Origin of the sequence: Flavobacterium palustre (genome assembly GCF_014639535.1) — a bacterium.
Classification (GTDB): Bacteria; Bacteroidota; Bacteroidia; order Flavobacteriales; family Flavobacteriaceae; genus Flavobacterium; species Flavobacterium palustre.
This window is the reverse complement of the sequence record NZ_BMGA01000002.1, coordinates 137,833-150,427: the sequence shown is the minus strand read 5'-3', so window position 1 is coordinate 150,427 and position 12,595 is coordinate 137,833. Positions and strand designations below refer to the sequence as shown.

The 12,595-nt window shown below is 35.1% G+C and carries 8 protein-coding genes; 5 read left to right on the top strand and 3 right to left on the bottom strand.

From position 1 onward, the window contains the following. Positions 1-154: 154 nt before the first annotated feature. The 3 genes from IEV84_RS05445 to rimK all read left to right on the top strand — a co-directional run bounded on the left by IEV84_RS05445 (position 155) and on the right by rimK (position 5,354). Positions 155-2,704 (top strand): ATP-dependent Clp protease ATP-binding subunit, encoded by a 2,550-nt coding sequence (locus IEV84_RS05445; RefSeq protein ID WP_188493213.1) that lies wholly within the window; start codon positions 155-157, stop codon positions 2,702-2,704. Between the two features lie 80 nt (positions 2,705-2,784). Continuing rightward, positions 2,785-3,828, top strand: coding sequence for a hypothetical protein (locus IEV84_RS05440; protein WP_188493211.1), 1,044 nt, complete (start codon positions 2,785-2,787; stop codon positions 3,826-3,828). A gap of 131 nt (positions 3,829-3,959) precedes the next feature. Beyond that, positions 3,960-5,354, top strand: coding sequence for a 30S ribosomal protein S6--L-glutamate ligase (gene rimK, locus IEV84_RS05435; protein ID WP_188493580.1), 1,395 nt, complete (start codon positions 3,960-3,962; stop codon positions 5,352-5,354). On the opposite strand, the gene IEV84_RS05430 is transcribed toward rimK, so the two are convergent. From IEV84_RS05430 to IEV84_RS05420, 3 genes are all read right to left on the bottom strand, one after another. Continuing rightward, positions 5,335-6,183: an EamA family transporter gene (locus IEV84_RS05430; protein ID WP_188493209.1), complete on the bottom strand. Its 849-nt coding sequence runs from the start codon at positions 6,181-6,183 to the stop codon at positions 5,335-5,337. The two genes, rimK and IEV84_RS05430, sit on opposite strands and share 20 nt — an antisense overlap. 80 nt (positions 6,184-6,263) lie before the next feature. After that, positions 6,264-7,610: an inorganic phosphate transporter gene (locus IEV84_RS05425; RefSeq protein ID WP_188493207.1), complete on the bottom strand. Its 1,347-nt coding sequence runs from the start codon at positions 7,608-7,610 to the stop codon at positions 6,264-6,266. A 29-nt stretch (positions 7,611-7,639) separates the two neighbouring features. Beyond that, positions 7,640-8,284 carry a DUF47 domain-containing protein gene (locus IEV84_RS05420; protein WP_188493205.1) on the bottom strand — a complete coding sequence of 215 codons (645 nt, stop codon included), beginning with the start codon at positions 8,282-8,284 and terminating at the stop codon, positions 7,640-7,642. 776 nt (positions 8,285-9,060) lie between these two features. On the opposite strand from IEV84_RS05420, the gene thrA reads away from it, so the two are divergent. Both thrA and IEV84_RS05410 read left to right on the top strand, forming a co-directional pair. Then, positions 9,061-11,508 carry a bifunctional aspartate kinase/homoserine dehydrogenase I gene (gene thrA / locus IEV84_RS05415; RefSeq protein WP_188493203.1) on the top strand — a complete coding sequence of 816 codons (2,448 nt, stop codon included), beginning with the start codon at positions 9,061-9,063 and terminating at the stop codon, positions 11,506-11,508. Between the two features lie 80 nt (positions 11,509-11,588). Further along, a complete protein-coding gene (locus IEV84_RS05410) occupies positions 11,589-12,530 on the top strand; it encodes a homoserine kinase (RefSeq protein WP_188493201.1) in 942 nt (313 codons plus the stop codon). Positions 12,531-12,595 lie beyond the last annotated feature (65 nt).

Below are 12,595 nucleotides of genomic sequence, written 5' to 3'. Positions count from 1 at the left end.
AACAAATTAACATTCGCTTTTGTTTAATAAATTAAAGGCAAAATCAAGCTTTTTTGTCTTTTTTTTTGTCTATTAGCTGACATAAGTACTTAGGTACGGTTTTTGTTTTTCAATTAGTAATTCACTAAATTTACACATACTAGAAACAAATATTATGGATGATAATTTTTCACCAAGGGTAAAAGATGTTATTACCTATAGTAAAGAAGAAGCTTTACGACTAGGTCATGACTTCATTGGGACAGAACACTTGATGCTTGGTATCCTTAGAGATGGTAATGGTAAAGCGATACAGATATTAAACAGTTTATCTATTGACCTCGATCATTTACGACGAAAGGTAGAAATCCTAAGCCCTGCAATCCCAGGAATAGATAGTAATTTAGAAAAGAAAAACCTGCATTTGACCCGCCAGGCCGAGCGTGCACTGAAGACAACTTTTCTGGAAGCCAAAGTTTTCCAAAGTCCGTCAGTCAGTACTGCACACCTATTACTATGTATTTTAAGAAACGAAAATGACCCTACAACCAAGCTATTGAATAAACTTAAAATAGATTACGACGTAGCCAAAGAACAATATCTAAATATGACACCAAGCGAAGAAGAATTCTTAGAAAACTTACCAAGAGCTACAGACTCTTACAATGACGATTTAGGACAAGATGACAGTTTAAAAGAAGGCAATTTCAACAATCCTGCTAATAAGTCTAACAAAAAATCAAAAACCCCTGTTTTAGATAACTTTGGTAGAGATTTAACAGACATGGCCGAAGAAGGCAAACTGGATCCTGTTGTAGGACGCGAAAAAGAAATTGAACGTGTTTGTCAAATTTTAAGTCGTCGCAAAAAAAACAACCCATTATTAATTGGTGAACCCGGAGTTGGAAAATCTGCTATTGCCGAAGGTTTGGCTTTGCGAATTATCCAAAAGAAAGTTTCCCGAATCTTATTCAACAAACGTGTTGTTACCTTAGATTTAGCCAGTTTAGTTGCCGGCACAAAATACCGTGGACAATTTGAAGAACGTATGAAAGCCGTGATGAACGAATTAGAAAAAAATGATGACATCATTCTTTTCATTGACGAAATCCACACTATTGTAGGTGCAGGTGGAGCCACAGGTTCACTTGACGCTTCCAACATGTTCAAACCGGCTTTAGCAAGAGGTGAAATCCAATGTATTGGTGCTACAACCTTAGATGAATACAGACAGTATATTGAAAAAGACGGTGCTCTTGAAAGACGTTTTCAAAAAATTATTGTAGAACCTACTTCGGTAGAAGAAACAATTACCATTTTGAATAATGTTAAAAACAAATACGAAGACCACCACAATGTTACTTACACTCCTGAAGCTATTGAGGCTTGTGTAAAATTAACTAATCGATATATGTCGGAGCGTTTTTTACCGGACAAAGCTATTGATGCAATGGACGAAGCAGGTTCACGTGTACATATTACTAACATTGAAGTTCCTAAAAAGATTCTTGACCTGGAACGTCAATTAGAAGAAATCAGAGAACTAAAAAATGCCGTAGTTAAAAAACAAAAATACGAGGAAGCTGCTAAACTTCGCGATGACGAAAAACGTATCGAAAAAGACTTAGCCGTTGCTCAGGAACAATGGGAAGAAGATGCTAAAAGCAATAGAATTCAGGTAACTGAAGACAATGTTGCCGATGTAGTTTCGATGATGACAGGAATTCCAGTGAACCGTATTGCACAAACAGAAAGCAACAAATTAGCTAAACTACCGGAACTTATCGAAAGTAAAGTTATTGGTCAAAAAGAGGCTGTTGTTAAAATTGCCCGTTCTATCCAAAGAAACCGTGCCGGATTGAAAGATCCAAACCGACCAATTGGTTCGTTTATTTTCTTAGGTCAAACAGGAGTTGGAAAAACACAATTAGCGAAAGTTTTAGCGAAAGAATTATTTGATTCTGAAGATGCCTTAGTACGTATTGACATGAGTGAATACATGGAAAAATTTGCTATTTCCCGTTTAATTGGTGCTCCTCCGGGATATGTCGGATACGAAGAAGGCGGACAATTAACCGAAAAAGTACGCAGAAAACCATACGCAGTTGTACTTTTAGATGAGATTGAAAAAGCACATCCGGATGTTTTCAACATGTTATTACAAGTGCTAGACGATGGTTTCTTAACTGACAGTTTAGGTCGCAAAATTGACTTCAAAAACACTATAATTATCATGACTTCAAATGTTGGAGCCAGACAATTAAAAGATTTTGGACAAGGAGTAGGATTTGGAACTGCAGCCAAAGTAGCTCAGGCAGATGATAATTCGAAAAGTATTATCGAAAACGCTTTGAAGAAAACATTTGCTCCTGAATTCTTAAACAGAATTGACGATGTAATTGTTTTCAATGCTTTAGAAAAAAGCGATATCGATTTGATTATCGAAATCGAATTGAAAAAACTATATGCCCGAATTGCTGAATTAGGATACAATTTGAATCTTTCTGATAAAGCCAAAGCATTTATTGCAGAGAAAGGTTTTGACAAACAATTTGGAGCAAGACCTCTAAAAAGAGCGATTCAAAAATATGTTGAAGACGCACTTGCCGAAGAAATCATCACTTCAAAAATAGGCACCGGAGATGAAATTTTCATGGATATCGAAGACGGTTCTCAAGAATTAACAGTAAAGATTCACAAAACCGGAGAGGCTACCAATTTATAATCGAAAGCCCTCATAATACAACAAAAACCCGTTACGTTTTCATAACCTAACGGGTTTATTTATGATTAATATTAAAAAACATGGAAGACAAGAATAACATCTACTCTATATCTGCTTTTATTGATTTATTAGGATTTTCTAGTCACTTAGAAATTTCAAGCTATGATGTTAGAACTAAAATTGGAAAAGAAGCAATTGAAAGATTAAAAATATTAGAAGAAGCATTAGATTTAACTGAAACTGCTCAATCTAAAAACCCACAATTTTTCTCTAAATCTTTTCGTATTTCCAGATTTAATGACGCATTAATTCTAGGAATGGACATTGAATCTGATTTTTTACCAGCAATCGGAAAACCAGACCAAGGACAAACATTTGGACCACTAAATAGATTACTCACCAAAAAATCTAAATCATCAGAAGAAATCGAGAATCACTTTTCAAATTTATCTTTTGAATTATGTCAATTTATTGGTATAGTATCTAGAATTCATAATTATATTAATGATAAAGAATCACAAATACACATGCCCGGTTGTCGTTCTGTCATATCTTCTGGTATGAGATACAAGTTCATCAGAAATAAAGATAAAAAAGAAGATTATTTTTCAGCTAATTTCAGCTTCTCAAATGCTTACAAAGTAAATGAAATGGGAAGCAAATATGGTTTTGAAGGTAATAAATGTTATTTAGAAAACAATGTAGCAAAAATTGCAGGAGGTAATCCTTATTGTAAACGTGCTATTGGACTACTTAAATTCATTTATGATAGAGACATCGATGATGTTTTTAACGGAAAAACCGAAAAACCTTTTTCAAATTACGCAAAATACACAATCTCAAATTTAAACGAAGTAACACTGTTTAGAAAGAAATATTATTTTAGAGAAATCAATACAATACCGGCTGGTAATTTACAACTCTTTCCAGAGATTATTAATTTAATCGAAAATAAAAGCTATCTAAATAATAGTTTTTCAGAAGGTTTTTTAGGATTCTTAAAAAATGACACTCCCGAACTTGAAACAATTAACGAAACAATATATCCTTTCTTTTTAAACACACATATACCGTTAATTGATGATTTAAATGAAGTTTTAGAAACCCTAAAAAAACCTGAATAATAAATTTTTTAATAAAACCCGTTACGTTTTCATAACCTAACGGGTTTATTCTTTTAACACGATTTCCTTTTTTTTAAATAACAAATAACTACTTTTGGCGTTTAACAAATCAGTCTAAATTTCAATAAAAAATAACAATGAATAAAGTTGTCGTAGGTAGCGAAGAATGGTGTTCTTTTCCTGAATTAGGAATTCCAACAATAAAAGCCAGAGTAGATTCGGGGGCAAAAACCTCTGCCCTGCATGCTATCAATATCGCTCCATTTATCAAAAACGAAACGAATTGGGTCAAATTTGATATTAATCCTATCCAAAACAACTCCAAAACAATTATTCATTGTGAAGCTCCTTTGATAGACAAGCGAATAGTAAAAAGTTCCAGCGGTTTTAGAGAGCAACGTTATGTTGTTCAAACTAACCTTAAAATTGGAGATACTATCTGGCCTATTGAAGTAACACTAACCAATAGAGACACTATGGGGTTTAGAATGTTGCTGGGTCGCGAAGCCATGAGCGGAAGACTTTTAGTTGATCCCGAACAGCAATTCTTACTGGGACAACCAAGCAATGACAATCTAAAAGAAATCTACAAAAATTCAGAAAAAGCACCTAGCGGATTACGCATTGGTCTATTAGCAAGCAATCCTGAATTATACAGTAACAAAAGAATCATGGAAGCCGGAGAAATGCGTGGTCACGAAATGCACTTCTTAAACATCAAAGAATGTTACATTAAATTAGACGCTAAAAAACCCGAAATTCATTATCGCGGCGGAAAAATCCTGAATGAATTTGACGCTATCATTCCCAGAATCCGTCCAAGCGTTACCTTTTATGGTTGTGCTTTAACACGTCAATTTGAGGCTTTGAATGTATTTTGTCTAAACTCTTCAACCGCTATTACCCAATCCAGAGACAAACTCTTTTCTTTACAATTACTGCTTCATAGCGGAATTGGAATCCCAACAACCGGTTTTGCCAATTCGCCGCTAGATACTGATGATTTAATCAAAATGGTAGGCGGTCCTCCATTGGTTGTAAAATTATTAGAAGGAACTCAGGGAAAAGGAGTCGTATTAGCCGAAACAAAAAAAGCTGCCGAAAGTGTTATTAACGCTTTCAAAAGTTTAAATGCAAATATTCTGGTTCAGGAATTTATCAAAGAAGCCAACGGAAAAGACCTGCGTCTGTTTGTAGTTGATGGAAAAGTAGTAGCCACCATTCAGCGTGAGGCGATGCCCGGCGAATTTAGAGCTAACATTCATCTTGGCGGAACAGCTTCGATTATAAAAGCAACTTCTGAGGAGAAAAAAATTGCCATCAAAGCAGCAAAAGCAATGGATTTAAAAGTAGCCGGAGTAGACATTATCCGTTCCACAAAAGGACCTTTATTACTCGAAGTAAACTCTTCTCCCGGACTGGAAGGAATCGAAACTGCAACCAATAAAGACATCGCCGGAGAAATGATTAAAGCTATTGAAAAGAATTTCAAATTAGATGGAACATCTAAACAGAAAGAACAATAAACAATATCGAAAAAAGGGCTAAAACCAATCCTGTATAATTCAATTTCGATAGTTTTTCTTTGAAGACAATCACACCTACTATACTTCCCAACAGAATAACTCCCATGTTCATACCTGCAAAAACAGTGGATGGATTTGCGGAGAAAGCCTGGTGTGCTTTTAAATAAAATAAGATATTTCCAAAATTAAAACAGCCCACCAAGAAACCGAAAGTCATATTTTTAATTTCAAATCCTTTCTTTTGGATTATTACTTCATACAACACAACCAAAAACATAAGAAAGAAAGCAATACAAAAAATAACAAACAACGAAGTAGTATAAGGAACTGTTGTAAAAGCAGCTACTTTTTTGAATAAAACATCAATAATTCCAAAGCCCAAAAACACCAAAACCGGGTATTTAAAATTAGACTTATCTGAATCAGCGGTTTTATTCAAAACACAAAACAAAGCTAAAAATCCAATAGTAATTCCGATTAGCTTATTAACCGAAAACACTTCATTAAAGAACAACCAGGCCGCTACAATCGAAACGAATAACGACAATCTTTGAGCTGCATCCGTCTTTACAATTCCGATATTTTTGATGGAAGCAATTAAAAACAAAAAGACCACAGGCAATAAAATCCCCAAACTTACATACAGCAAAACTGGAGCTCCCGCAGTGATTGTTTGTACATCAGGAGAAAAAATAACATAACAGAGTAATAATGCAAAAAAGTAATTAAACAATACTATTTGCTTTGCATTGGCAGTAGTTTTTCGGGCTATTTTAAAAATTACCCCTACAGCCACACTACAAATAACACTCAATATCAAAGACAACATAAAACCAACTTTAATCAACTAAAAAACAAAAGCCATCCGACGCGTCGGATGGCTTTCTATACTTATAATCTACTCCTATTTTACAGGAAAATATTTAATATATAATAACAGATTGCTGCTAAAAGTGCTGATACAGGAATAGTTAACACCCAAGCCCATAACAAACTCACGGTAACTCCCCATCTTACAGCCGAAACACGTTTGGTCAAACCAACTCCGATAATCGATCCTGTAATGGTATGTGTTGTACTTACGGGTACTTTAAAATGTTCAGTAAAATAAAGTGTCAAAGCCCCTGCAGTTTCAGCCGCAACCCCTTCAAAAGAAGTTACTTTGGTAATTTTAGAACCCATTGTTTTTACAATTTTCCAACCACCACTTAAGGTACCAACAGCAATAGCCGTATAACAGGCTAGCGGAATCCATTCCGGCATTGTTCCTTTTATTCCTTTATCGTCATCCGGAAGCACCACTTGTAACCAATCCGGTAGCGTCACAATATCAACACCACTGGTTTTGATATAAACCGCAACTGCAGCAGCAATAATACCCATTACTTTTTGCGAATCATTACCTCCGTGACCTAAACTAAATGCTGCCGAAGACAATAATTGCATTTTTTTCAAAACGGCTTCAGATTTGTGCAAATTTAAACTACTAAAAACTAAAGCAAATGCTGAAATTGACAATATAATAAAGGCTACCAAAAACCATTTTATATTGTGTGATTCAAATACCACACTCCAAAAATGTGACTCGAAACGAGGTTTTTCGATATCAGCAAAAGAAACTAACTCACCATTAACAAACCAGATAGTTGCAATCATCAAAGCTACTGTAAATAACTTTGGTCCAATTTTTTTGCGTGAAGCATTTAACAACCAAATCGATAAAAAATAAGAAGCCAAAACCCCTAATAAAGGTGCTAAAACAATAAAAGCAATGATGATAACAACCCCAGAAGGCATCCCTCCATCTTTCCCTGCTTTGTACCAGCTTACAATATCATACCAATGTTTAGTATGCTCTACTCCATCTTCAATAATAGTATAATCTGAAAATCCGTGTATCGCGATCGCATGAGCAATCGCTGCTCCTGCAAAACCTCCAATTAAAGTGTGTGATGAACTCGAAGGAATTCCCTGCCACCAGGTAATTAAATTCCAGACAATGGCAGCAATAACCCCGGCAAGAATTACAGTTAAATTAATTTGGCTGGCATCAGCAGTTTTTGCAACTGTATTAGCCACTCCCAAACCAAAAACCCAATAGGCCAGAAAATTAAAAAAAGCAGCCCAAACAACCGCCTGAACTGGAGTCAATACTTTTGTAGCAACCACTGTTGCAATAGCATTAGCAGCATCATGAAAACCGTTTATGTAATCAAAAACAAGTGCTAAAACTATAATTGTGATAAGTAAAGTCATACGTTATTACTTCAAAAGAATAATTAAATTTAAGAATGTTTAACCGCAATAGATTCTAAAACACTCGCTACACTCTTACATTTATCAGTAGCCGATTCCAGAATAGATAATACTTCTTTGTATTTAATGATGCTCTTAGCGTCTGTTTCGTTTTCAAAAATTTCAAAAACAGCTTTGTTATAAACATTGTCAGATTTGTTTTCTAACTTAGAAATCTTAGCACAAGCCGCTTTAATTTTATGTGCGTTTTTAAAATCTCTCAATTCTTTTACTGCAATTTCAATATGCTGACAAGCTTCAAGGTTTATCTCTGTCAATTTTCTGATTGATTTAGTAATCTTGTCCACCTGATACAAACGCATGATACTCGAAGCACCGTGCAAACGATCAGCAACATTATCAATAGAAGTTACCAATGAGTGAATATCTTCACGGTCAAACGGAGTAATAAAGTTTTTACTCAATTCTAAATTTGTCTGACGTGTAATATCCTCTCCTCTTTGCTCTAATTCATCAATTTTATGAAAAAGAACTTCTCTTTCTTTTAAAGGAAGGTTTACTGCTTCGTGCAAATTAGAAGCCAACTCAATCAAATTACTTGAAGCTTCTTCAAAAAGTGGAAAGAATTTTTTATCCTTTGGTACTAAAAATTGGAAAATACTGTTTATTGACATTTTTTACTTTATTTTTTAGATAGCAAAAATACTTTTTTTTATTTCATGTTAAAGTTATTTCAAAAATTAATCCTGCTAAATTGTATTTTTTATTCTCTGATAGTTCGAATCTGACAATTTTAATCAGTTGATAACAATAACTTTTTTCAGGAAAGCTTCTCGATACAATTTTAAATGATAAAGCTATCGCATTATCATTTAAAATCACTCGAAGTGACGGTAAAATGCTTAAACTGAAATTATCCAAAACGTCAGTTCGAGTGAATTTTCAGAAAATGCGAACAGCTTATTCTGAAAATTTGTATCGAGAACCCTTTTAAAATTTTCATTAACAGCTTAACTCAACAGCATTAAATCAAACCCGTGACTTCATTTCAATCATTCAAGGAATTAAATCCAAAGTTCTAAAACACATTCGGCATCAATTATTTTTCACAAAAAACAGCCTGTTTTAAAAAATTTAAAGAAGAATCACTATAATTAAAGACGGTAAAAACATATATTTGCTCTTTTTTTAAAATTATTCACAAAAACCCCATAAAGGTTTTTGCTTTTTATAAAAAACTGTATTTTTGGGAACTATTATGACAAACAACAGAACTACATATCATTCTTCGATAAAAACTCCAATTTGGGGTTCAATTTCTGTTACAACTACTACTACCCCTTAGGGGTATTCATCATTACATATAATCCTGATTGATACATACTTTTTTATTAGAAGAAAGGTGTTGGGTGTATATAAAATATTGCATTTTTAAAATAAAACAAACAAAATGAAAGTATTAAAATTTGGCGGAACTTCGGTAGCCAATGCAAAAAATATAAAACTGGTTTTAGATATCGTTCTCAACAAAGCTAAAAAAGACAAACTAATTGTAGTGGTTTCTGCTCTTAGCAAAGTAACCGATTTATTGCAATTAGCGGCTTCAAAAGCGGCAGCTAACGACGAAAGTTACAAAGAAATCGTTGCTGAAATCGAGAAAAAACACTTGGATGCTTTAAAAGAATTAATTCCTGTAAGCGAACAAAGCAGCTTATTGAGCCATATTAAAAGAATCATCAACCACCTGGAAACTATTTTAGACGGTTGTTTCCTTTTAGGCGAATTATCTGCAAGAACATCTGACACTATTTTAAGTTTTGGCGAATTACTTTCATCATACATCATTGCCGAAGCTTTAAAACAAAACCTTAAAAACAGCAGTTACAAAGACAGCCGTGAGTTGATTAAAACTAACAATAATTACGGAAAAGCAGCTGTAAACTTTGAAGTTACTAACTTATTGACTACTGCCTTTTTCAGTGCAAATGATTCTCAGGTAGTAGTTATGCCGGGCTTTATTGCTTCATCTTTAGACGAAATCAATACTACTTTAGGTCGCGGTGGATCTGATTATACTGCAGCAATTATAGCCGGAGCTTTAAATGCCAGCGAATTAGAAATCTGGACTGACGTAAACGGAATGTTTACTGCTAATCCTAAAATTGTAAAACAAGCCCAACCAATTGCCTCAATCTCTTATCAGGAAGCGATGGAATTGTCACATTTTGGTGCCAAAGTTTTATACCCACCAACAATCCAGCCTGTTTTAAGAAAAAATATTCCAATTCATATCAAAAACACTTTCGAACCGGAAGCCGAAGGAACTTACATTTCTAATGTTTCTACATCCAATGGAAATCCGGCCAGAGGAATCAGCCATATTGACAATATTACTTTGATTACACTGGAAGGTCCGGGAATGATTGGAGTTTCAGGTTCTTCAAAAAGACTTTTCGAAGTATTGTCGAATGAAGGAATCAATGTAATCTTTATTACTCAGGCTTCTTCTGAGCATTCTATCTGTATCGGAATTTTAAATTCAGATGCTGAAGTTGCTGAAAACGCCATCAACAAAGCATTCGAAATCGAAATTGCTCAAAACAAAATCGATCCTTGCATTGTGGAGCAAAACCTTTGTATCATTGCATTGGTTGGTGAAAACATGAAAAATCACCAGGGTCTAAGCGGAAGAATGTTTAGCACTCTAGGTAAAAATAACGTAAACATCCGAGCGATTGCTCAAGGTGCTTCCGAAAGAAATATCTCGGCTGTAATTAACGAAAGAGACGTTAAAAAAGCCTTGAACACTTTGCACGAAAACTTCTTTGAAGAAAACACAAAACAATTGAATTTATTTGTAATGGGTGTGGGTAATGTAGGTGAAAAATTCATCGAGCAAATCCACCAACAAAAGAAATTCTTAAAAGAAAATCTAAAAATTAATGTTCGTGTCATTGCATTATCAAATTCAAGAAAAATGCTTTTTGACGAAGATGCTATCGATTTAAATTCATGGCAAGCGGCTCTTGAAAATGGAGAAACAGCTAACAAAGAATTATTTATCGAAAAAGTAGCAGCTTTAAACCTACGTAACTCCATTTTTGTTGACATCACTGCCAATGCCGATGTTGCAGCTATTTACGAGCGTTTCTTAAAACAAAGTGTGGGCGTGGTAACCTGTAACAAAATTGCCTGTGCTTCGGCTTATGACAATTACAAAAACCTGAAAAAATTATCAAGACAATACAACGCTCCTTTCTTATTTGAAACCAATGTAGGTGCGGGATTGCCAATTATCGATACGGTAAAAAACTTAATCGCTTCAGGTGATAAAGTACACAAAATTCAGGCGGTTTTATCGGGAAGTTTGAACTTTATCTTTAACAATTTTGACGAAAACAATTCGTTCCACGATGTGGTTAAAGAAGCGGGAGTGCAAGGATTTACGGAGCCGGATCCAAAAATTGACTTAAGCGGAATTGACGTTGCCAGAAAAATTCTGATTTTAATTCGCGAAAGCGGTTACAAAATGGAAATTGAAGATATTGAAAACAATTCGTTCCTGCCTTCTGCATGTATGGCAACGACTAACAACGAAGATTTCTTCAAATCTTTGATTGAATACAACAGCCATTTCGAAGGTATTTTAGCGGAAGCCAAACAAAAAGACAGCCGATTGAAATTTGTCGCTCAATTTGAAAACGGAAAAGCGAGCGTAGGTTTGCAATTCATCCCGAAAGACCATCCTTTCTACAACTTAGAAGGAAAAGACAATATTGTTTTATTCTATACCGATCGTTATGTGGACCAGCCTTTATTGATTAAAGGTGCCGGTGCCGGTGCGGCGGTTACCGCTTCGGGAATTTTTGCCGATGTAATTAGAATTGGAAATGTATAATTTAGTTGAAAGTTATTAGTTGATGGTTGATAGCTAAAATCAACCGACAACCAACAACTGACAACCAACAACATAAATTTATGAATGAAGTAAAAGTATTTTGTCCTGCAACCATTGCGAACCTTTCCTGCGGATTTGACGTCTTGGGATTGTGTTTAGACAATGTAGGTGACGAAATGATTGTTCGAAAATCAGCCGAAAAAGGAGTTCGCATTACTAAAATCGAGGGTGCTAATTTACCTTTGGAAGCCGAAAAAAACGTAGCAGGTGTTGCTTTACTGGCAATGCTCGAAGAACTAGAATCAAATGCCGATTTTGATCCGATAGCTATCGGATTCGAAATCGAAATATACAAACACATCAAGGCCGGAAGTGGAATTGGTAGTTCGGCGGCAAGTTCTGCTGGAGCGGTTTTTGGTGCAAACGAATTATTAGGCAATCCGTTTAGCCGAAAAGAATTGGTAAAATTTGCCATGCAGGGTGAAAAACTGGCTTCGGGAAATGCCCATGCCGATAACGTTGCCCCTGCCCTTTTAGGGGGATTTACATTGGTAAGAAGTTCGAATCCTTTGGATATCATCAAAATTGATAGTCCGAACGAATTATTTGCTACGGTAATTCACCCACAAATTGAACTAAAAACATCCGATGCACGTTCGGTACTAAAACAAACCGTTTCCCTAAAAAGCGCTATTACGCAATGGGGAAATGTGGGCGGATTAGTAGCGGGATTGTACACTCAGGATTACGATTTAATCGGGCGTTCTTTGCATGACGAAATCGTAGAACCGTTACGCAGCGTATTGATTCCGGGCTTTGATTTAATCAAACAATCGGCTTACGAAAACGGTGCTTTAGGCTCAGGAATTTCAGGTTCAGGCCCTTCTATTTTTGCTTTAAGCAGAGGAAAAGAAACCGCCGAAAAAATTGCCAAAGGCATGAGTGCCGTTTACGATAAGATGAATTTACCTTATGAAATCCATGTGTGTAAAGTGAACGATACAGGAATGAAAGTGATTTAGAAATTAGAAGGCAGATACAGAAAGCAGAAAAAACTTTGTGAACTTTGTGTTTTATTAATGTATTA